Below are 24,995 nucleotides of genomic sequence, written 5' to 3' on the forward strand. Positions count from 1 at the left end.
CCAATTCCTAGATAGATTTTTGATTTACAATAAATTAAATAATACAATGATATTATTTATTAGTATATTTATTATATAATTAATATTATGATATCACTTATAACTTCTTCAAAGGCACAAAAAATAATAGCTGAAAACATGCGCTCTTTGCGACTTAAAAAAGGGCTTACACAAGAAGGGTTATCTGAACGTTCTGGCGTTAGCCTGCCTACTCTCCGGAAATTTGAGCAAAAGGGGCTAATCTCGTTGGAATCTTTTCTTAAGATTTCTTTAATACTAGATTCACTGGAAAGCATAATTGATGCTACAAAACCCACAGAAAAGGAATTCTCTTCCATCGATGATGTGGTAAATAATAAAAACAAAAATGAACGGAAAAGGGGGTGGAAAAAATGAAATCATTAAACCAAATCAAAGTCGGCCTTCAATTTGATAAGGAAATAATTCCTGTCGGTAGGTTAGCCATAAGAGACTCTCTGATCTATTTCGAATATGATCGTGATTTTCTTGAAATGGAATTAAACATTTCTCCTATTAGAATGTCCTTTGAGCCAGGATTGCAAACTTTTGATCCTACCTTATTTGAAGGATTACCTGGAGTTTTTAATGACAGCTTACCTGATGGGTGGGGAAGGCTATTGCTGGATCGATTCCTAAAAAGTAAAAATCTACTTCCTCAGGAATTCTCCTCCATAGATCGGCTAGCACATGTAGGTAAAAATGGGCTTGGTGCACTGATTTACGAACCAGATCAAGCTATAGAAGAATCAGGAGAAGCAATAAACCTCGATGCATTAGCGGAACAAAGTCAGGAAGTACTTAAAGGAGGTGCTGATGAAGTGTTACAAGAGCTTATTGATCTCAACGGATCTTCAGCAGGCGCGCGTCCAAAGGCTCTTATAGGTATTGATCAATCTAGAAAACAGATCATTCACGGAAGACATGATTTATTAGAAGGTTTCGAACACTGGATCGTCAAGTTTCCAAATTCAGGAGATGGAGTTGATGCTGGTGCTATCGAATATGTCTATGCTTTAATGGCTAAAGAGGCTGGTATAGCGATGACAGATGCTCACTTATTTTCATCTTCCCGTGGGGCAGGCTATTTTGCGATCAAGAGGTTTGATCGAAGCAACAATAAACGGCTACATATGCACACTGCTAGTGGCTTGCTACACGCCAATTTCAGAATCCCATCCTTAGATTATGAAGATATAGCCACACTTACCGGAGTACTAACCAAGGATCTGAGAGAGGTTGAAAAATTGTTTCGCTTAGCAGTGTTTAACGTCTTATCTCATAACAGAGATGACCATGGTAAAAATTTTTCCTTTCTGATGGATGATTTAGGAGAATGGAAGCTCTCACCAGCATACGATCTCACTTTCTCATCAGGACCCGGTGGTCACCAAAGTACCATGGTCATGGGAGAAGGGCAAAATCCGAAGGCCGAACATTTAATAAAGCTCGGATTAGATATGAAGTTGAATCAATCAAAAATAAACGACATCATTGATCAAGTCTGTAGTGCATTGAACAAATGGGACGTTCTGGCTAATGAATATGCTGTTAGTGCTTCATCAATCACGCTAGTGAAAGAGAGAATGTCAAAAATTAAATAACAAAAGAGGCCATTCTGAATTTATGAAGGATCTCTTGCTCTTAAATGCGTATATACTGAAAATCATGAGAGATTCTTCCTTCACCTAGCCTAGCCTGAAAAGGCAGGCAGGCCAGAGGTGACTCATACGAGCCACCTTCATTGCATTTTTCTAAAAAATGGACTATTCTGATTCATTACCATCTTAAGTATTTCATGAGTCTAAGTTCATTTCATGTTGTTAGTTGAAAACGAAAACGAATAAACTCAGAAGTAATAATACGATCATAAATATGCTCACATAGCGAGCTCGTCTTCTTTCTTTTTTGCGATTAATTCTGTTAAAAGTGTACATATCTGATTTTATTTTATTATATATAACGTTATTAAAATTTGAACACATTTTTAGCACTTGTTTCAATGAGCATTTTTCTAAAAAATGGATTGTCTAGCGTACTTTATGTTCAATAATGATTCGATCTATTTTACCCTGGTAAACACCAAGAGCCTCAAGCCTTTCGTTGATTTCTTTATGTTTTAGTCTTATACTTTTTTTAGGCCAAAAGCCTCTTTCACAAAGAAGTCTTGCTTTTTCTTCTAATAACTTTTCGGCTTGTTCTATGATTGAAGATTTGTTGTTTCCTGAAGCTGGTTCTTTTTTACAACTTAAATTCATTGGTGAGAATTTCTCTTTTTTTAGTTCCAAATTAGTTTTTACATATCAATGCTGTTTAGTTAAGCATTTTTCTTACGTCCTCCTTCCACCTCTCTCCACGAAGGAGAGATGATTAGGAGTTTAACTAAAACAACATTGTTTTACATCTTAGGCATATCACTATTCTAGCATATCAAAATGGTGAGTTGAATGCTGAAATGAGAGGTTAAAAAAGGTGACCCATACGAGCCACCTTCGTTGCACTTCCCTACCAAAGAAAATGCTACCTTAGTTCTTAATGATTTTATGCGTTTTCACATCGGTTCCTTCTTCCACAATCAGCACGTAGATACCTGCATCGAGGTGAGAGAGGCTTAGTCTGATATTAAATCCTGATTGCACGGAGGTTACTGACTTACCTTGCAAATCCGTAACGAACGCACGTACATCCTTTGAACCCTCTATGATTAATTCATCCTTTACCGGATTGGGATAAAATGCTATTTCGGAAAGATCACCAATAGCCAATGGTGCCTCATTCACTGTCAGAATAAACTCATCGCTCATACTCAATCCTCCAGGATCAACAGCCGCCACCTTGATGATTAAAGTACCAGCATCTTCACTTCCGGGTGTTCCGGTAAATGTTCCAGTAGCGCTACTAAAAGAGAGCCAATCTGGCAATGCGTTATCATCTGTTAATGATGCGATTAGCTCCAGGCTTTCTTCCTCCGGATCAGTAAATGTATTCCCTGGAACTGTGTAGCTAAAAGCATCACCTTCTGTAGCTATCGCATCAGGTAATGCATTGGCAACTACAGGCTTTCCATTGACGGTCAATGTAAACTCATCGCTTACACTCAACCCATCAGGATCAGTAACTGTCACTCGAATATTCAATGTACCCAGATCTTCACTCCCAGGTGTTCCACTAAATACACCTGTGGCTGCATCTAGTGAAAGCCAGCCAGGTAGTGTGCTATCGTCTATCAGCGATGCAAAGAAGGTTAAACTACCTCCATTCGGATCTACAAACGTACCATCAGGTATGGCAAACGTGAAGGCCTGTCCTTCCCCAGCTTGCTGATCTTCCAGCTCGATGCTCAGGATGGGTGTGCCATCGCTTACAATCAACTCAAATGTGCCACTGGTGCTAAGGTCTTCAGGATCTGTAGCAGTGACTTTGATCGTCAATATACTCACATCTTCGCTTTGAGGTGTGCCACTAAAAGCCGATCCATCAAATGAAAGCCATGCAGGCAAAGCACTGTCATCACCCAGCGCAGCAGTCAATGTGAGTGTAGCATCTTCAGGATCAATGAATGCACCCGTAGGGATGGCGTAACTAAACGCTAGCCCTTCAATGGCAATGGCGTCTGTTAGTAGTGCCTGATCAAACACCGGTTTGCCATTCACCGTCAAAATGAAATCGTCGCTTATGCTTAGCCCATTCGGATCAGTAGCTGTTACTGAAACGGTCAACACGCCCACATCTCCACTTCCTGGAGTTCCACTGAAGCTCGTGCCATCAAAAGCAAGCCATGCAGGTAATGCACCACCCCCATCCAGTGTGGCGGACAAGGTCAGTGTGCTTCCTTCCGGATCATCAAAGGTACTGGCAGGTACGTCATAGGTAAATGCAACACCTTCCAACGCTTCCGCATTGCTCAGCGCATTTTCCAGTGTAGGCGTTCCATTCACGGTCAGTGTAAACTCATCGCTTACACTCAACGTTCCGGGATCAGTGGCCGTGACGCGAATGGTTAGCTCTCCCACATCTGCACTTGCAGGTGTTCCGCTAAATGCTGTTCCATCGAAGGAAAGCCATGCGGGTAAGGCGCTATCATCACTCAACGAAGCAGTCAGCGTCAATTCGTCTCCATTGGGATCTACAAAAGACCCGTCAGGAATCATGAAGGTAAATGCCTGCTCCTCGTTTGCGGTTTGATCTGCTATCGGGATAATTACACCAGGTGTACCATCACTGACGATGAGATTAAATGTATCACTTCCACTCAAGCCTTCTGAATCAGTGGCCGTTACCTTGATTGCCAATGTGCCAATATCGGTATTGGCTGGGGTACCACTAAAGGTTTGTGTGCCCCCATCAAAGGAAAGCCATGCAGGAAGGGGGCTATCGTCTTCCAATAGTGCCGTCAAAGTAAGTGTTTCGCCTTCCGGATCTTCGAATGTATTTGTCGGAACAATGAACTCAAAAAGCTGTTGCTCCAGGGTGATCTGATTGGCCAGCGAATTGGCTACAATAGGCGCGCCATTGATAACAATGTCAAATGCATCGCTGATGCTGAGTCCTTCGGGATCCGTAGCGGTGACTTTCACCGTCAGTGTGCCTACATCTTCGCTTCCCGGCGTGCCACTGAGTTCATCAGTATCTGCATCAAAAGACAACCAAGCAGGCAGGATGCTATCATCTACTTGTGATACGGATAGGGTCAGTGCAGCACCTTCCGGATCGTCAAATGCATTAGCTGGAATGATGTAGCTGAATGCTTCACCTTCATTGGCAGCATCGTCTATCAGGGCATTGGATACAAAAGGAACACCTTTGACCACCAAAGTGAAATTATCACTTACCGCTTGTGCCAACCCATCTGCAGCTGTGACCGTAATGTCCAGTGTGCCGAAATCTTCGTTTGCAGGTGTGCCGCTGAAGGTACCTGATGCCTCGTCCAAAGTGAGCCATGCGGGTAGGTCTCCACCATCTGCCAGGGTAGCCGTATACGAGAGCCGATTACCATCCGGGTCTACAAAGTTGGCAGATGAGATTTCATACGAAAAAGGCTGTGCCGTCAATGCTTCTACATCAGGTAATGCCACCGCCAAAACAGGTGCATTGGTAGCCTTACCGAATATGATATAGGAAGATCCTCTGTTATAGTACCCCGGTCCTTCGCCGGAAGCTCCGATCAGCAGGTCATCAAAACCATCCCCATTGACATCTCCCGCACCGCTTACCGCATTTCCAAAATTATCGTCCTCATTTTCTCCAGAGAATGAAATACCTGATCCATCGTTAATATCAGCGAGGTTTAAGACAGCAGGAAAAGGATTTGCAAGCTGCCGTCCAAATATTAGGTAGGCAGCTCCCGAATCATTCTTTCTATTCTGATCCGAATAATTCGCTCCGATTAAAAAGTCTCCAACACCATCGCCATTGACATCTCCTGCATTACTTACCGATCGACCAGCATTATCCCCAGCAGTTTCTCCCAGGATTTTAAACCCATTGGCTCCATCTACGTCGGATAAGTTTAGTGAAGTACCAAAGCCAGTCGTGCTACCGAAAATAACATAAGCGGTTCCTGAATTACTGCCATTGGTGTCTGCACCAGTTGCACCAATCACCAGGTCTTCCAATCCATCGCCATTCACATCTCCTGCATTACTCACCGATCGACCAGCATTATCATTGTTAGCTTCGCCCAGTATCTTAAACCCGATCGATTCGTCTCCGTCCAATGACGAAAGCAGTAAGGGGTTGCTAAAGCCGGTATTTCCACCAAAAACAATGTAGGTGGTTCCACTACCATTTCCGTTGATATCAGAGCCATTAGCCCCAATAACCACGTCATCAAATGCATCTCCATTGATGTTTACGATGCTGACGGATCTGCCAGCATTATCAGAAGCTGTTTCCCCGATTACCTTAAACCCATTGGTTCCATCCAAGGTAGCCAGATCCACTGTACTGGTAAATCCTGTAGCCGAACCAAAAATGATGTATGTAGCTCCTACGTTGTTAGTGCCATCATAGTCAGCATAACTTGAACCAAGTACGATATCTACGAATCCATCTCCATTAATATCTCCATTACCGCTCAGGGATGCGATTCGGTTCCCGCCCGGTTCTGCAGTGATGATCACGCCACTGGTTTCATCCAGCTCAGCAAGCGCTATTTCACTTCCAAAAGCCGTATTCTTTCCCAATACGATATAGGCCTTTCCGTTTCCATTATCAGCTTCCCCACCAGCGATGAACAAATCATCGAATCCATCGCCGTTTACATCGCCTACGCGACTGACGGATGAACCTGCATTGTTGTATACTGCTTCACCCAGGAGCTTAAATCCGTTGGTCCCGTCTAAAGAGGCCAACTCAATGGTAGGGTCAAATGCATTATCATCTCCAAATACCAGGTAGGTGGCGCCTCTGTACTTGTTATCATAGTCATAACTACCCGCATATGTTTCTGGCGCACCTATGAGGAAGTCATCAAAGCCATCTCCATTGATGTCTCCTGCATCACTTACGGAAGTGCCTGAGTTACCCACGATTGCATCATCGCCCTGTAGCTTAAATCCGTTGGTGCCATCTAAACCTGCAATGGAAGTGAAAGGATCAGACAATTGACTAGATACGGTAAGACTAAATGTGTCGCTTACCGGAGAATCAATCCCATTAGCAGCCGTTAACATGATAGAGTAGTTGCCTACATCCTCCGCTCCAGGTGTGCCACTCAAGGTGCCATTGGTTGCATTTAACGATAGCCAGCCGGGCAGTGGATCGCCATTGGCCAGTGTGGCAGCAAAGGTGAGTGTGCCTGCAGGATTTGCAAACGTGTTTTCAGGAACTGCTAGTGTTAAGGGTGTTCCTTCTTCTATGGCCGCATCGGGTAGCAAGTTTGCTAGCAGTAATGTAGTCGAGTTTCTTCCGTATACGACGTAGGTGGTACCAGAACGGCTTCCATTTGGATCTGCATTAGGTACCCCAATGAGTAGGTCACCGATACCGTCTCCATTGACGTCACCCACACTGCTTAATTCCCTGCCCATTTCATCGTCCAATTCTTCGCCGAGTAGCTGATAGCCGTTGATGCCATTGATGCCTGAAAGGTTGAACCCGTCAGGAAATGCCTGGTTGGTGCCAAATAGTACATACGCGGTACCTGTGCCGGTTCCATTCGCATCTGACTTTGCACCTATCAATAGATCATCCAGCCCATCTCCATTCACATCACCAGCTAAATGTACGGATATTCCGGTGAAATCATCATCTTCAACTCCTGCAATACGGAAGCCATTGGATCCATCCAGCTCAGATAGCTGAAGTGTAGCATCAAATGGCTGTTCACCTCCAAAAACCACAAAGGAAGATCCGGGACGTTCAGGGTAAGCAGATCTAGCAGATGCACCGATGATCATGTCGTCAAACCCATCGCCGTTTACATCGCCTCCTCCACTGACTGAATATCCGGACGCATCTCTGGCGTTTACACCTAAAATCTCAAATCCATTGGTGCCATCCAGATCGGTCAGCGATAGCGAACTACCAAAGCCAGTATTACTTCCAAATACCACATATGTGGCACCATAATCGAAATTACCATTAATATCCACACGAGGCGCTCCTACTATTATGTCATTGATACCGTCTCCGTTGATGTCTCCCGCGCCACTTACTGATTGCCCAAGCTCGTCTCCAGCTTCCTTTCCCGATATGGTAAACCCATTCGTTCCATCCAGGGAAGCAACCGGAATTTCACTATCAAAAGCCTCATCACTGCCAAACAACACGTATGCAGCACCTGATCGGTAGCCGTTTATATCAACTAACCGGCTACCCATAATGATATCGTCTATTCCATCCCCATTGATATCTCCCACACTGCTTACGCCATCTGCACCCAATCTATCAAAGTCAGCTGTACCGGTGATTGTAAACCCATTGGATCCATCTAAAGAGGACAGTGCTATTTGGCTATCAAACCCGTCGGTGGAGCCAAATACAACATAGACTGCTCCCACGTCTCTCACTCCTCCTCGATCCGCATTACGAGCAGTTATCATCACATCGGATATCCCATCACCGTTTATATCTCCAGCGCTGCTCACCGTTGTTCCTGCATAATCACTTGTGCTTTGTTCGAACAGTTTAAACCCGTTGGACCCATCCAGGTCCGAAAGCTGTGAAAGGGTGATTCCCTCATCGCTTCCGAACACCACATATGCTGCTCCTCTACGGTTCCTGTTATTCGGAGCACTAATAATGATATCTTCAAACCCGTCACCGTTTACATCGCCTGCACTGCTGACAGATGATCCAAGTCGATCACTCCCATTTTCTCCAAAAAACTGAACTCCTGGTAGATCTGTGACCGTAAACTGGGCATGTGCGTTGCTGTTGGGCATCACCATCAGCCAGGCTGCTAGCGCCGCTGTACTGACGCCTATTTTCCACTTCCGATTGAGGCGCTGGATTCTGCGACTCAGGCGGTCCAGCTTTTCTGCAAGGTATGAATCGGTATGATTGGTTGCGGCTAATCGCTTTTGTGTATTGCGATACTTGCGCTGCAATTTGACCCAGTGGTAAAATCTATTCTTTTGCATAGCGTTTGTCTTTATAATTTTCTATCAGTGTCTTTTAATAAAGTATTTTTTTGTATCCTCTCCCTTCCTCCTTCCCAATGCTCTTAAGCTAAGCCTCTTTTTATCGTCCTCTCCCTAAACCCTCTCCGTGAGAGGGAGAATTTGCTGCTTAGCTTCATAGCATTGAATCGTCTATTGAAATCATGGTTTTGATATCGTCTTTGTGTGTGCCTATCAGCAATGGACGATGTACCTGGTTTAATACTTTGATGTCGTACAGTTCCTCGATGATCCCTTCCAGTCTCACCCAGTTTTCTACAGCGCCTGTTTCCAGATTGATGATTTGGATACCTGCTCGGGCCTGTGTATTTGCCTTTTTTAGGTTATCATCCAATCCCAGTCCACTAAACGTCTTGTTTTTTCGGACCGAGGACATACCTACCACCGCGTAGTTTCCGATAAAGTCCAGGCCTCTGAGGAAGCCGGGGCAAAACGTGATCGGTTCAAATTTTTTCTTCTCAAAATCGACGGTTCCGAAGTATCCGGTACCTGCTTCAAGCACATACAGTTTTCCGTTGTACCATCTCGGAGAGTGTGGCATTGATAGTCCTTCGCATACAATCTCATTGGTTTGGACATCCATCACAATACCTCCGTTTGAGCGATGTTCTCTCCATCCGTCCGAAGCATCGCTGGTTCCTACGATGGTGACGTAGGCAGGCTTGCCATCTTTTTCGGCCAGCCCATTCATGTGGCATCTATCTTCCGGTGCTAGCTTACTGATGAAAGGTGGTTTCCAAACGGGCTTAAAGCTGTGAGATTCACTTGTAGTAGCCAGGCAGCTAAAAAGGGTGTTGACAAAAATGGGTCGTTCGTTTTCATCCAACATGATATCGTGGATATCAATATCGCCTGTTGTATAGGCAGCCTGAGGAATGTAGACCTTATCATAGTCTTTGAATTTTCCTCCAGGTAGGGAGTTCTCAAACCTCCAAAGCTGAAAAAGTGAGCTCATCCAGAAGGTGTTTTTATCTGCAGATACACCTAATCCCATGCATCGATTAAATGTACGTTCGGTGACATGCAACTTACCATCCGGGTTCGTTCCAAGGGCAAATACTTTCCCTACCTGGTAGGTGGAAAATATAAGGCTGGACTGCACAGACTGCAGCCAGCTTTGAAACTGTCGGGAGGTGCTAATCTCCAGTTTGGGCTGAGTTTCCGGTTCGTAGGTATTTATTGTATTCGTCATTCTCTAATCTTCATTTTAAAAGAAGAGGAGGCCACCGCCAGACGACCTCCATGCATTTTCACCTTAGAAAATGCTTCCTTAGTTGTTTTTAGCTCTTGGCTGTTGGCCATTAGCTTTTGGGTCCTAACTTCAGCTGTTGACATATATTTAATCATTCACCTCGTTCCAAGTTGATCCGTTGGTATACCTCAATAAAAGCCTCTGCTCATTCATGTGTTAAATTCAGAATGGTAAAACACAATAAAATAGTCGAATAGTTAAATTTTTAGCCCTATACAAATACTATACATGAATGAAAAAGATGTGAACATCTGGTAGACAGGGGACTGTAGATGATAGACTGTAGATAGTAGACGATAGAATTTAGACAATAGATATTTGGTTGTAGGATTGAATAAATCCGGGAAAGTACTTGAGCGATGTTTTGTGGGTATTCCTCATTAACCAGTTGTGAATAAATCTTTTACGAATCTTCTATACGCAACGTATTCCCGACCTTGTGTTGGGATCTTCCATACAGCTTCAAGAGAATGTATTTGCTTGAGGTTACAAACTATTTTGGGATGGAAGATGCCGGAATAAATCCGGCAAAGTGCTTGAGTGATGTTTTGTGGGTATTCTTCATCGTCATCTGTGAACCTCAGTGCGATTATTAATCCATGAACCTAAAGAGTAGAAAACGATCTATTCCATCACCTTTTGATAGTTTTGTCCTCAAGCCAGACGGGCTTTTCCTTTTTTCATTAGCAGAAAAGGAATCGGATCGCCGAAGCGACAAAAAGCCTAGAAATATTTAAACTCAATCACTTTTCAAGTGATTTCAAACAGTAAATCTTTCAAAACTGCTCGTAGATCTTATGAACAAAGAAATATTCGCAATTCAAAGTCGAGTTCAGGTTATGAGTAATATATTTTTGTGGGCCTCCTATGTGCCATGTATTCCTGACCCTGTGCCTGCCTTTGTCGGCAGACAGGCCGGGATCTTCCACAAAAAAAGAGTGACCCATCAGAGCCACCCTTTGAACATTTCCGCCATAGAAAATGCTTCCTTAGTTATTGTTTAGCTGTTGGTTCTAGTTTTCTTTGATAATTCTACGTGAAGTGACTTGATCTTCGGATCGTATCATGAGTAAGTAAATGCCGTTTTCCAGTTGGCTCAAGTCCATTTCAAACAGACTTCCCTCTTTCTCCCTAATGATCACACGTCCATTCAGATCGGTTAGGCTGATCTGAACTTCTTCGGGTGTTTTGATCATCAGTTTGTCTGCCACCGGATTTGGATATACGCTTATATCTAATGCTCCATCTAACCCCAGAGGTTGTTCAACCTGAGTTACTGTCACACTCCAAGCCTGAGTGTTCTCTCCATCTTCGGCTGTCACGGTGTAAGTGACCGGATCGCTAAAGTTCACGGTCTCTCCACTTGCTGGATCGCTTGTGGCTCCCTCTGATAACGTTAGCATCGGGCTAAGCGCAGTAATATTCGCATCAACACCCACTTCAACACTAATCGTATGGTTGGAAGGATTAATGGTTGCATTACGGGTTTGATCTGAAAGAACAAAGGATATGATATCAGTTTCCGTATTGAGTATTTCTTCCGAGACAGTAACCGTCCAATCCTGTATCTCAACACCATCTTGAGCAGTTACTGTATAAATGATTGGATTTGTAAAGTCTAAAACCTCACCAATAGAAGGGATACTCGATGCGCCCTCAGATAAGGTAAACATGGGGGAAAGTGTAGTTATATCCGTACCTAATACTACCTCAACCGCTACGGTATGACGAATTGTGTTAATCCTAGCTGGACCGGTCTGCTCTGTTAATGTAAAAGCTGTAATATCTGTTTCCGTATTAGGCGCAATAGTCACTCTTATCGTCCAGGCCTGAGTAGTCGTTTCGTCTTGTGCGGTTACTGTGAAAGTCACCTCATTAGTAAAGTCAATTGTCCCTCCATTTGCCGGATTACTGGTTGCTCCCAAGGAAAGGCTAATTTCAGGAATTAGCACTGATATATCAGTACCAAAAACAACCTCTATGTCTACCGTGTGGTCTACTGCATTGATCACTGCATCACCCGTTTGTTCAGCAAATGCAAAAGTTAAAATATCTGTTTCGGCACTCGGCGGGGCAACTGATAAGGTCGCGATCCAATCCTGAACAGTTACTTCATCTTCTGCTGTCACCATATAAGTAACCGGATCTGTAAAGTCTAATACCTCGCCAGGCGCAGGCGTACTGCTAGCTCCTGCTGATAACGTAATTTGAGGAGCCAACGTGTCCAACACGCTAGTAAAAAGCACCTCGATTGATATGGTGTGGTTAACCGCATCGATCGTAGCTTCTCCTGCTTGATCTGTCAAAACAAACGAAAGAATATCTGTTTCGGGAGAGCAAAATTCTCCATCATCATTAATGGTCCAGTTCAACCCTGCTGGGTCAGTCAGAATGGCCCTGGCCGCTGCACTCTTACAAAATGTAATCCCTGATGCGCCCAATGGTACATTCGGCTGCAAATTGTCCAAAGCAGCCCATGCGATCAGGATATTATCATAGTTTTGAGGGGATAGGCCAGAACCGTTGAACATGTTTTCCATATTCGTTACCTGGCTCACATTCCATGCACCTAAGTCTTGATCGATCGCGTCTGCATTGAGAAACATTTCAGACATGTTTTCCACTTTGCCCACATTCCAGCCACTGATGTCTTGGTTGAATGCATCAGCACTTTGGAACATTTGGTTCATGAGAGTTACATTATCTACATGCCAATCACTGATGTCTGCATTAAAATCTATAGCACCCTGAAACATGGATACCATCCTGGTAACCTTAATTACATTCCAATTGCTGATGTCTGAATTGAAATTACCAGCCCCCCGAAACATATTACTCATATTGGTGACATTCTCTACATGCCAGGTACTAATATCTCCGTTGAAATTACCTGCACTTTCAAACATTTCGCTCATACTGGTGACATTCTCCACATTCCAGATGCTAATATCTCCGTTGAAGTTATCCGCACCATTGAACATTCTACTCATGTCGGTGACTTTGCCAACTTGCCAGCTATTCAGGTCCTGATTAAAGTTATTCGCGTTCTCAAACATAACGCCCATGTTAATCACATTACTTACATCCCAGCCGTTAAGAGGTCGATTGAAATCAAATGCTTCTCTAAACACCGCTACCATGGTAGTAACATTGCCTACGTCCCAGTCATTGATGTCATCATTAAATGAACCCGCACGAATGAACATCTGAGACATGTCTGTGACCTGACTCAGGTCGGGGTTGTCTTCCGCACTGAAGCCAGCACCATTCCAATCACTAAAACTACCCACCATGCTTCCCCAGACGATTTCTCCCCATTCCTGCACATCAAGTAGCTGGTCTTTTGGGTAGTTCTGAAAGTGAGGAAAATCGCCAATGATTTCAAGCGTAACTTCTGCTGTTGATGTGAAAGGTGTTACAAAATCGCCATCTGCTGAGGTATGCCTTCCTGAGGTAAGTTCATTGTCGCCAGCATCTTTCCAGCTGTAGTTAAAATTGTAATCGAAATCTTCGTTTAGTTCAATGGTGATACTTTCATCCACTACAGCTGACCAGGAGGTAATAAAAGGCTGTTGATCTGTAAATACTACATTCACTGTCCAGTCCAGAGTGGTTGTGCCATTCTCTGCCGTCACACTATAGATCACCTGGTTAGTAAAATCTTGTTCTATATCAATAGCTGGATTACTCGATGCACCTTCTGACAAAACAATGCTAGGAGTGAGTGCGGTGATATCGGCATTAGAGAAAACCTCTAGTGTGATGGTGTGGTTTGCAGTGTCAAGGACTGTTTCACCCACCTGCTCGTTGGCTATTTCAAAGGAGAGGATATTGGTCGCTTCATTGCAGGTACCTCCATCTCCAAAAGCCCAGTTGAATTCATTTTTTATTGCTTCTCTTGCAAATTCAGCTTCTGTTTCACACACTTCCTTCCCAAAAATTCCCATTTGGACATTTGATCTAAGGTCTTGCTCTGCCCAAGAGATAAGTATATCTTCATAGGTTTCAGAAGATATGCTTGTTCCATCAAATGCGTCATTGAATCTGGTAACATTCTGAACATTCCATAGATCCAGACCTAATCCCTCAAAGTCATTTGCGCTTTCAAACATACGTGCGCAGTTGATACCTCCTGAGGTATTTAAGTTCCAGGATCCCAGATTCTGGTTGAACCGATTGGCATTATCAAAAGTCTCTACGAATCCTAAGACATTACTCACATCCCAGTCACTGATATCATCATTGAAGTTGGAAGCATCTCGAAATGCCTGGGACATGGTTGTCACATTACTTAAATCTGGTGTATCTACTGAACTAAAGCCAGTTCCGGACCAATTACGGAAACTACTATTAAAGCTTTCCCATACAATATCTCCCCATTGTATCACATCTTGTAACTCAGTTTTGGTATAACCAGTAAGATGAGGGAAATCACCAGTGATTTCCAGTGTGTATTCACCTATTAGTGGTAGCCCTGTTACAAATACTCCATCAGCACTGGTATGAGTACCTGAAGTAATTATATTGTCCAAAGAGTCTTTCCAGACGTAATCGAAATCGTATGTAAAGCTTCCATTGGGTGTAATGGAAATAGTGTCTGGTTCCGTGGTAGCGGACCAGATAGTGATGAAGGGTGTTTGTGCTATTACTTGCAAAGTGAAAAGCAAACTTGCTAAGGTTGAAAATAGTAGTTTTTTCATGTGGGTAATTTGACTTGAAGCAGTGGCCTTTGGCAGATTCCGATCATTCATCTCTTTTCATGTTGGATCAGTGAGTCCGCCAATAAAGCCTATGTTCATTCATTTGTTTTGTTAAAACTCAGAACGGCAAAACACAATAAAATAGTCGAATAGTTAAATTTTTAGACCTATACAAATACTATACATGAATAAAAAAAGTGCATTGATAGATAGTAGACTTTAGACGATAGATAGTTGGGGGTTAGGTGCTAGGGATGGTGCCGGAATAAATCCGGCAAAGTGACTCGAGCAATGTTTTATGGTTATTCATCATTCTCAATTGTGAGTAAAATCTTTGTGCAGGTCTTCTAAGTTGCGTATTCCCAGCCCTATCTGGGATCTTCCATCAGTTTCAAGGGAATAAATTGAACATGAGGCAAAGAGATAGCATCATTGCTAGAGTGAAAAGTTCGGTAAACAAATGGAAATCCGTAGCTAAGGAGATTGGAATACCGAGACAAGAACAGCAACTTAATGGGAAGAGCTTTTAAGTTCTCATTGAATATATAAAAAAGGTCGGCCTACCAAAGCCAACCTTCTAAAACGCATTCAATGCAAAAATGCGTCCACCTTAGATTCTCTATTTGTATTCTTATTCTTTATAAAACTTACTAGTCAACACTTCATCAGTGGTAAATACCTTTAGAATAAATAGACCGCTACTTAAGCCAGACACATCTAGCTTTTCTGAAGCTGTTTCATGATAATGAAAATGGCTAAAATCGTTTTCATAGCTCAAGCGTGTCAAATGATTTCAATTAACATCAGATAACAAAGACATGATTATTTGAGCACAAAGCCAGTTTTTAGAGCTATACAAATACTATACACAAAAAAAGACGGAGATGAGCTCCACCGTAAAGTCTTTCACTTTATTTATCTTAATTGGATAAAGATGGTAGTTTCAAGCAACCAAACTCACCTACAGCACGTCTAGGCTAAAAAGCATTAGTTTGCCTAGACTATCAGAGCATTAGATTATCGAGACCATTAGATATGAACTACAAGAACATGAATATCTTAATTGCTTTAAGTGTTTTTTTGATATTGTTCACTGCTCAACTTTCTCATGCACAATCGGTGGATCAACTGGGCATTGATCAATTAAAAAGTCATGCTGTTTCAGAAATAGATTCTATCCGCTTTACTTCTTTAAAAGAGCTTTCCAAAAGATATTTAAATATCGACCGGGATTCAGCTTACCATTATGCATATTTAATTGAAGCATTAGCTGCGGAGACAAAAAAACCTGAATTCTACGCTGGAGCATATCTCCTACTAGCTAACATTGAAAATACATTAGGCAGGTACGATAGCGCACTATCCATGTATAAAAAATCCCTTCGCTATGCATCTAAGGTAGAAGGACTAAGTACACGGATTCAGTATGCAAATTTGGGAGCACTATATAGAAGCCTTGGCAGATTTGATTCAAGCTTATTCTATTTTGAAAATGCTTTGAGTCAGTCAGCTTTAGAAGGCGACAAATTCACTATTTCTAAGATTCACAATAACATAGGAAATTTAAAAGTCCAGACGAATGATAAAATCGGAGGCATAGAAGAATATTACAAGTCAGTCAAGCTTTTAGATACGTTATTGCAGCAAACTTCAACTGAAAGCATTCGTCAGCAATACATTCGTATGAAATCAACAACGCTGGTAAATATTTGCAATCTGCACTTCCGGCTTAAGCAAGTGGAGCAGGCAAAGAAGATCATGGATGAAATCCTGCCTATTACGGAAGAGTTAAAACCCGTAGGCCTAAAACGAAAAATACAGGGAAGGTATTATGTTTTGCAAGCTCGATATCATTATCGTCAAGGTGACTTAGTTGAAAGTGCTGAAAGCTTTAAGACTGCCCTTGAGCTCAAAGAGAAAGTTTCTACTATTGAGTCATTGATTGATATATACCTAAACCTGGCAACTATCTATTCTGAATTGAATAAGCCTCAAGAAACGCTGAAATATGCTGAAATAGGGCTTGAAAAATTGGAGGGTGCCAAGCAACTTAATGAAGATTATAAAGAGGAAAAAAGAATAAGCATTTATACAACGAGCATCATACCATCCTATATTATGCTTAAGAATTTTGACAAGGCTAACAACTATCTTTCTTATGTAGAAGGTTGTGATCAATCACGGCTATCATTGGTAATCAAAAAAGACCTTCACAATGACCTTCAAAAGATTTATGCTTCTTTAGGCCATTTTGAAAAAGCTTATAAATCATCTAACCTATTCTTTCAATATTCAGATAGTCTTTCTTCAGATAAAACAAAAAAAGCAGTTTTAGAGATTGAGACACAATATGAAACTGAAAAGAAAGAACAAGAGATCGTCAGTCTACAGCAAGAAGCATCAATTCAATCGTTGGAATTGGCGAAGAAAAATAACCAAATCATTATCGGGGGCCTTTTAGCTTTGGTTCTCATGGTTGGTAGTTTCTTAGGCTATCGCCAATATAAAGCTAGAAGAGACAAAACATCACTAGAACTGGAACAGCGCTTCCTTCGCTCTCAACTCAACCCCCACTTCATTTTCAATTCAATGGGAGCTATCCAGCAGTATTTACTCACAGAAAGTGCTGAAAAAGCAAGTGACTACATGAGCATGTTTAGTCGCCTAATGAGGCAGATCCTAGAGAATTCCAGAGAGGAGTTTATCACGATTGAAGAAGAATTAAGTATGCTTAAAAACTATCTTGAACTCCAAAAGTTACGATTTAATAATGCTTTTGAATACATCATAGAAGTGGATGATGCACTGGATCAGGAATACGATGGGATCCCTCCCATGTTTGCTCAACCTTTCCTTGAAAATGCACTAGAACATGGTCTGTTTAAAAAAGATGAGAGCAAGCTCACCATAAAATTTTCGAAAGTGTCTGACGATCTCATTCAACTAGAGATATTAGATAGTGGTGTTGGTATAACCAAACAATTAAGTCCAACTGGTGATCATAAATCATTAGCTACTAAGATTACGAACGAGCGATTGGAGAAAATGAGAGTCACTCATAAAACCGACTTATCACTCAATACTGAAAATGTGATAAATGAAACGGGAGAAATTCAAGGCTATCGTGTGAGTTTGAATTTACCCAGCAAACTAGTTGCAGCTTAGGAACAAAATCTATCTAGTCAGAACTTGTGGAGAATATCGGTCACACTAAGACTGAAAAGCAGAGAAATCTTGGTTATCAAAGTGCCACTTTTCTATCTATACTTTCCCTGCCTCTTATAAAAGGACGAAAAATAAGCTTACCATGAGTATGCCCATCATTATTATGGCTATGTATTGAACAAGTTTTTTGTCTCTTGAATAACTTCTATTGTATGGTTTCATCGCTTTTAATAATTAGTATAACAGCGAGTGAAAATAGCGGGTCGATTTAGGAAAGGATTGCAGTTTTCCGCCAATTTCTATCACATTTAAGTCACTGTCAAGTCAGGGTGTCTCAGATACACTCTTCGCTTACTTCATTACCTCTTATACTTTGTCGGATTTGAGTCATTTAATATAACATAATGATGATAAAATTGCACATTATTAATATTTAGATGTAAATCAAACAACTATGAGAACATTAAGAACTATTCAAATTTCTTTTGTTATCTGCTTATTTCTCTTCAGCTGGGGTTGTAAGCAAGATGATACAGTATTGATCGATGAGTCTGTCATTTTAGAAGAAAATGGAAGAGAAAAATCACTCAATCCATATTCAGTAGAGGTTATGAAGGAGGCAGTGCATCTGCTATCTGACAATCCTCAATTTGATGCATCGGGTATTGAAGTAGAAGAGAATTATCAATACATCCGATTTGATCTACCTCTAGCTAAACCTGTACCAGAACTTGAGAGGTTAGTTGACCTGTATAATTATCCTGCACTGAATGGCCCAGATACTGGAGAGGAAGTAACTTCTTCTGAACCTCAAGCCTATTATGCAATTATCCCTGTGACAGCTACTCCTCCAGGTAGCTATCAAGTCCTTTCCTCTTTATACTTACCAGAAGTGTTGGAAACGGAAGAGCGAGAACAGGATCTTATTCTTCTAGAAAGTAAAGCCTATGAATTAGCTGGCTGGCTCAATGTGGAAGACACAAGCGAAAATGCGCGACTTTTTGGGAAGTGGCGACCAAGCGGAACAATACAAGGAGATCTTGGAAATGGTGAAGTATTTCCTATTGAGGGTATTAAAGTAGAAATGGCAAAGGCAGGTTCACCAAAGACCCAAAGAACTTCCTACACGGATGCGGAAGGTAAATTTGTATGGGGTGGCGCAAGACCACTTGCTTTAGTGAGGTATAAGTTCAAAACTGAAAAATTTGTTCAGACGGAAGCACTTTCTGGGGAGTACGAAAGGGCATTTACAGTTAAAATATTGAATGAAGTATTGATAGAGCCTGGTTTTCCAAAAGATGGATACGTACCCTCTTATCAGAAAAATGCGACAAGAAAAAAATTTAATAGGACCCTTGATATGGGTCTGACACAATTCTTTCTAGCGGCTGACCAATATGAGTTCTTTAAAAGATCAGAAGGAATTAACCTCTTGAAAGCGCCTCCTTTTACCATTTTTGATGAACGTACGGACTTTATCGAACAGGGTATATTCGAAATCGTAACTACTCATATCGCTGAAGGCACGGAGACTTGGGCCACTTTTCATATTGGTAGAGCGCTGACCTTCTCCGAAATCAAACGTAATCTCACATTGAATAAAGACATGAGACTTGCAATTGCCAACGCTATATCGCATCAGTTTACACTTTTTACTCTTGATGAGCCTTTCCTCCTTACTGGAAGTTTCACTGAAAGTTCCGTCAATCATACACAGCGCGTATTTTTAGATCTCATAGATGACGATGAAAAGGCGCATCCTAAAGGATACGGTTCAGACAAAGATCAGGTAAGTGGTTTTACTTTAAAAGAACTACTGGAATCCTTAAAAGATGTGGAGACTTTCGAAGATTGGAGAGATGAGCTTATTGCCAATGCTGAAAATCAAGAAGAAGCTGAAAGTATTCGTTTGCTGATGGAGGAGCCTGCTGAGGGTGAGTAAATAGTTCCTCAGGAACCATTTAAACAGCTGAAAAAAAGACCATTGTAAAACACAATGGTCTTTTTGTGTAATAAGATCAACAAGAAAGGGACTGTCTGAAAGGCCTTAGAAGAATTTAAGAGCTATTTTCAAGTTCTAATAACATCTATTAATAACACCCCTGTAGTCCCCTCAAGGGGACAATTCCCCCTTTGAAGGGGGTTAGGGGGATGTTCATATGCACCAATACCAACATCCCCTACCCCAATTCCCAACATTCTTAGGTTAAGCGGTTTTCTTCGCCCTCCCTTCACCCTCTCCAAGAGAGGGATACTTGGAAACTTAAATAAGAATGTTAACCCTGTTTCAGGTCGGGTTCAAAGAAGGAATTCTTACTAACTGAATACATACAGTTTTACCTTTATGAGATCGCTTCGATTCCTCGCGATGACGCTTTTCGGACAACCTCACATTTACATCACTACATTGTTGAAATACTTCCCTAGTTTGTTTTCAGTACTTTTCGTGTCACTATCTCACCATCAAATTTTATCATCAGGATATAAAGCCCGTTTTCAAGTTTATCAAGGTTGAACAGTAGCGAACGACCACTTTTCGATGGCACAACCTGTCGACCATTCATATCGACCAGCCAGGCAGTTGATTCCTTCTGAGTTTCCAGGTGAAGCAAGTTCTTTACTGGATTCGGATAGATATACATCGTACTTTCCTGTTCTTCAGATCCTAAAAGAATCTCTACCGCTGTGACTGTCACAGTCCAGTCCTGCGTTGTAGTACCATCAAGAGCTGTAACCGTGTAGGTTACTGGCTCTGTAAAATCTACCTCAGTGCCGCTAGCAGGTACGCTTGTGGCATCTTTTGAAAGTGTTAGGTTAGGTTTTAGCGCTGTGATACTACTTCCTGCGAAGGCTTCAATAAATATCGTATGGTTTTCATCGTCTATAACAGCCGGGCTTAGTTGCGCATCTAATTCAAAGAATAAGATATTTGCTTCGCCATTTTCAGGACAATCTACACCTGCATCGGTAATGGTCCATTTTTTTTCGTTAATCAGGAAATTACGTGCTTCTTCGCCCGCACAAAAATTAAGACCATTGGCTCCAAGCTCAATATTAGGTCTTACATTCTGAGAGGCCCACCCAATGAGTGTTCGATCATAGTTGAGGCGAGATAATCCGCTACTCCTCAGAGCCAGATCCATGGTTGGTGTGTTTTGTACGTCCCAGTTACCTAAACTTTGATCAAAAGCAGACGCACTAAAGAACATTCGATCCATGTTCAATAAGCTACTTATATCCCATCTTGAAATATCGGCGTTGAAAGCTCTTGTCTCTCTAAACATTTGAGACATGTTTGTTACATTGCTCACGTCCCAATCGCTCAAGTCACTGTTGAAAGCTTTTGCTCCATTAAACACGTCAGTCATACTAGTTACGTTACTCACGTCCCATCTACTAAGATCGCCATTAAAAAAATCTGTCTTTCTAAACATACCAAAAAAGGAAGTGACACGACTAAGATCTGGCACATCGGAGGCACTAAAACCACTTCCATCCCAGTTCGAAAAACTAAACCCAAGCCATTCTACATTCCCCCATTGATTCACATCTAGTAGTTTTTCTCGGGGATAGTTACTGAAACTTGGAAAGTTTCCGATAATTTCCAATGTATATGTTCCCACATTTTGAAAAGACGTGGTAAAATCCGTTCCATCACTTGCTATGCTATGTGCGCCACTAGCTATTGTGGCACCACCTTCATTTTTCCATTCATACCTAAAATCAAAATTTTGTTCATCGTCTAGCTGAATACTTACGTCATCGTTTGAAGTACTTGTTTCCCATGTGGTGATAAAAGGTTTGAAATCGACTGCTGAAACCGTCCAACTTTGGGTTGTGACGCCATCCTCAGCTGTCACGATATAGGTTACTGGACTGGATAGATCCACTGTCTCACCGCTAGCCGGAATGCTTGTAGCTCCGTCTGATAGTGTAAATACAGGCACCACATTTGTCAGGTCTATATCAGACACCTTGTTGGCTGTGACTGTATGATTTTCTGTATCTATTGAAGAAAAACGAAGAAGGTTTTCCAATTCGAAAGTCAGGAAATCCGTCCCTGTGCGAGGAGGTACCACCGCTACACTAACGGTCCATTCCTTAGCAGTAGTGCTACCTGGTCCTGTCACACTGTACGTAACCGGCTCGGTAAAATCCACACTGGCACCAGGAGCTGGATCACTTGTAGCTCCTTCCGAAAGCGTGATGGTTGGTGAAAGACTTGTTGGATCTGTGCCTCGAACAACCTCGGCACTAATGGTAAGATTTTCATGATCAATGATCGAACGGCGCGCCTCTTCGCCAAGCACGAATGTTTGAATATGATCGTCTGGAAGAATGTGTGCACTTGATCCTATCGCATAACTATAATTGATCCTGTCCTCTAATTTTACACGTGTTGTCGTGACCACTAACAGGTAGAGCTCCTGTCCTTGTGCTACCTCTACTTGCACTTGTGATTCTCCATCTCCCAAAGCAACTGCGCTACTGATGGGTATATTGTGGTATTCGTAAGATCCAGGCACTCCAACAACTACTTTTCCTACAAAGCTTGTTCCTTGCTCATTGTCTGTACTCCCTTTTAACTTCAATGTGTAGGTGGATGCCGCAGTGGAGCTGACCTTATACGTATTCCAGGCATAAAAACCACCAGGTAAAAATTCTTCGTGAGCTGGCTGGAAAACCCCAAAGGTGCCAACTTCTGTCATGACATCCACGAGTCTGTTGTCTTCCAAACCGACATTAATGGCGGATTGCTCACTTGCAGCAAAATCATCGCTTATGGTCGGATCAGGGTAATCCCAAACGGCTGTACGTGCAGCAAACTCAGCAAATACCTTGTCAAAATCGTGCCCTTCTTCTGCCAATAACTTACTAATTGCCAGAACGGCATTACCCACTACAGTCGGTTCATTGTAAAGCCGACCCATAAATGCTTCATCCGATACAAAGTGCGTGATGTAAGAAAGTAAAAGAGAACTATGGTAGAATCGGGCAAACTCTGACCCCACCTGAGACTCAAATATTGTCCGATGCGGATCAAGTGTATATCTCCCTATTGATCGAAGGGATTCTTTATAGTAATTCCAAGTGGCCCAGTTTGCGGAAGCTTCTGCCAACCATTTACCTCCTTTTTCAAGTGGTACTTGATAGCCATGGAAATTTTCATGAAGCCAATAGGAAGTATTGCCTTGCTCCTTTGTAAAGATGTTGTCCAGCTTGAAATAATCAAACCCACTAGAAATGACGTTTCTGTCTTGTTCCACCCACGCATCTAGGTCTGGCTGAAGATACATGCCGACATCAAACGTGTTCTTATCGTAGGCAATATCTTGTGCTACAAGATAGGCACGTTTTCTTTCTTGCTGAAGCTGTGATTCATTTTGTACCCACAGGCAGGTGTATACCCCACAATGTTTAAAAGGAGAATTGGAAAATGGTAGTTCTGAAGGTTCTACTTCACTGGTGCAGCCTCCACTGATTTCATTGATGATTGCATCGTCAATCTGGGAGTTCACAAAACGTACTTCCCACAGGTTTCCATTGTATTCACCTAGTGCAAAACTATTTATGCTAAATGTTCCAACATTTACATCATCGAACCACGTTCCATTGACATATGGGGACATAACTCCATTGTTAAATCGCAACGCTATATGATTACATGTTATGGAATCAAGCATTACATCATAGATATTAATCTCGCCATTTGCATTGATAAGAAGTTTATCTCGAGCCTGAGTGATCCTCAATGACTGAGAGCGAAAAAAATCCACACTTTGATTGTGTGTATTGGGCATTATTTTGAAAGAAATGGTGCCGTCTAATGAGGATAAGGGATCCTCCAGAATCACACCGATCTGTTTACCGATCATTCCTGGGTGCCTTAAGACATTCTCAACGGTATCAGCAGTCGTATTTACGTTGATCGTATTATTCTGACTCGTTCGATCGTAATCGCCAGCCAAACGCTGCAGCAGCAACGTGGTGAATTGGATTTTCTGGATTTCCACATCTTCCTGATTGCTTGGGAGTGATGCCATATTTCCATCGATGGCTCTCACCCGGTAAAAAAAGGTGCCTCCTAATGTCAGGCCATCATCCTGAAAAGAGGTCACATTTGGACCTACTTCAGCCAGATCTTCAAATATGAAGTCATCTCCCTCTATTGCACGTTCTATGCGAAAGCCCGTTTCATTATCCGAGTTGTCATCCCAGGATAATATTGCTTCATCTGTCTGACTTGACTCTACTTCTAAGTTGGAAGGAGCTGCTAACGTGCCTGAGCCTTGTGAGACAGCAACGTCTCTCCAGGTAGCATCGCTGATTTTATCATCTGAACTTGCATGAGATACCAACCCAATAAACGTATTTGCGCCCATTGCGATAGTTTCCCGATTGGTCTCTGTCCAATTCTTCCCATCTTTTGAGTATGAGGCAATAAAGATATTGCCTGATCGCTCCATCTTTAGCCAAATAGGCGTGTTGTGAGTTCTGGTACTATCTTCTAAACTGAAAAAATTACCATTCTTGCGGCCTTTGAAAATAAGTATCCGCTTATCTCGATATAGCTCATTCATTGCATACGATGACCCAGGGTCAAGCGTCTCTTTGATCATTATTCCCTGATGATCCCAGTGAGCCTCTCTCATCCTGGTTAGCTGAGCTATTATTTCCCCGTCCCCTTGCAGGGACTGATACACAAAATGAAAACTATTTGCTGTTTGGCCCATCCGTCCGTTCCCTTCCGTTTCGAAGACGCCATTACTAAATGTTGCCGAGCCATCTAATCTGGGACTACCTATATCTATATTGCTCCAGTAGTAAGGAAGCTCTGACGCATTGGAATTGGTCGTACTGCTTGCAACATTAGAGTACACTGAATCTCCGGTATCATTGAATGCACTTACCCGATAAAAGTAAGTAGTTCCTGCGGAAAGCTCATGATTGACCAAGTAGGTAGCATTGGCAGGCAATAGGGCAAATGATTCAAAACCTGAATCGACACTTAGCGATCGCTCAACTTTGAATCCGGTTTCATCAGTTGAATTGTCTGTCCAGGTTAATTGAATGCTGCTACTTGAAATAGTAGATGCCGTTAATCCAGAAGGTGCCCCTGGAGGTGCCTGAAATTCAACTTTCCTTGAGAATGATTGCGAGATTCCTGTGAAGACCAGTAAGACACAAAGTAGCCAATGAACTGAGAAGGTTTTATAAATAGTATTTTTCATCTAA

General features: G+C 42.1%; 10 protein-coding genes. 4 read left to right on the top strand and 6 right to left on the bottom strand.

What is annotated here, in order from left to right; translation table 11 throughout:
- The first annotated feature begins 87 nt into the window (after positions 1-87).
- Together ABJQ32_10025 and ABJQ32_10030 are read left to right on the top strand one after the other, a co-directional pair.
- The gene (locus tag ABJQ32_10025; GenBank protein MEP5289978.1) at positions 88-396 is read left to right on the top strand and encodes a helix-turn-helix transcriptional regulator; all 309 of its coding nucleotides are present in this window, start codon (positions 88-90) and stop codon (positions 394-396) included.
- Positions 393-1,622 (top strand): type II toxin-antitoxin system HipA family toxin, encoded by a 1,230-nt coding sequence (locus ABJQ32_10030; protein ID MEP5289979.1) that lies wholly within the window; start codon positions 393-395, stop codon positions 1,620-1,622. Before ABJQ32_10025 ends, ABJQ32_10030 begins: the two co-directional genes overlap by 4 nt.
- 426 nt (positions 1,623-2,048) lie before the next feature.
- On the opposite strand, the gene ABJQ32_10035 is transcribed toward ABJQ32_10030, so the two are convergent.
- The 5 genes from ABJQ32_10035 to ABJQ32_10055 form a co-directional block, all read right to left on the bottom strand.
- Positions 2,049-2,306 carry a hypothetical protein gene (locus tag ABJQ32_10035; GenBank protein ID MEP5289980.1) on the bottom strand — a complete coding sequence of 86 codons (258 nt, stop codon included), beginning with the start codon at positions 2,304-2,306 and terminating at the stop codon, positions 2,049-2,051.
- Positions 2,307-2,543: 237 nt separating this feature from the next.
- A complete protein-coding gene (locus tag ABJQ32_10040; GenBank protein ID MEP5289981.1) occupies positions 2,544-8,603 on the bottom strand; it encodes a putative Ig domain-containing protein in 6,060 nt (2,019 codons plus the stop codon).
- A 154-nt stretch (positions 8,604-8,757) separates the two neighbouring features.
- Positions 8,758-9,834 carry a TIGR03032 family protein gene (locus ABJQ32_10045; GenBank protein MEP5289982.1) on the bottom strand — a complete coding sequence of 359 codons (1,077 nt, stop codon included), beginning with the start codon at positions 9,832-9,834 and terminating at the stop codon, positions 8,758-8,760.
- Positions 9,831-9,977 carry a hypothetical protein gene (locus ABJQ32_10050; GenBank protein MEP5289983.1) on the bottom strand — a complete coding sequence of 49 codons (147 nt, stop codon included), beginning with the start codon at positions 9,975-9,977 and terminating at the stop codon, positions 9,831-9,833. Before ABJQ32_10050 ends, ABJQ32_10045 begins: the two co-directional genes overlap by 4 nt.
- Positions 9,978-10,907: 930 nt before the next feature.
- Positions 10,908-14,594 carry a BspA family leucine-rich repeat surface protein gene (locus tag ABJQ32_10055; protein MEP5289984.1) on the bottom strand — a complete coding sequence of 1,229 codons (3,687 nt, stop codon included), beginning with the start codon at positions 14,592-14,594 and terminating at the stop codon, positions 10,908-10,910.
- 1,035 nt (positions 14,595-15,629) lie between these two features.
- Here ABJQ32_10055 and ABJQ32_10060 point away from each other — a divergent pair.
- Together ABJQ32_10060 and ABJQ32_10065 are read left to right on the top strand one after the other, a co-directional pair.
- A complete protein-coding gene (locus tag ABJQ32_10060) occupies positions 15,630-17,759 on the top strand; it encodes a histidine kinase (GenBank protein MEP5289985.1) in 2,130 nt (709 codons plus the stop codon).
- Between the two features lie 454 nt (positions 17,760-18,213).
- Entirely contained in the window at positions 18,214-19,701 is a 1,488-nt protein-coding gene (locus ABJQ32_10065; protein MEP5289986.1) for a hypothetical protein, read from the top strand.
- A gap of 481 nt (positions 19,702-20,182) precedes the next feature.
- On the opposite strand, the gene ABJQ32_10070 is transcribed toward ABJQ32_10065, so the two are convergent.
- Positions 20,183-24,991: a BspA family leucine-rich repeat surface protein gene (locus ABJQ32_10070; protein ID MEP5289987.1), complete on the bottom strand. Its 4,809-nt coding sequence runs from the start codon at positions 24,989-24,991 to the stop codon at positions 20,183-20,185.
- Positions 24,992-24,995 lie beyond the last annotated feature (4 nt).

This window comes from Marinobacter alexandrii (assembly GCA_039984955.1).
Lineage (GTDB): Bacteria > Bacteroidota > Bacteroidia > Cytophagales > Cyclobacteriaceae > Ekhidna.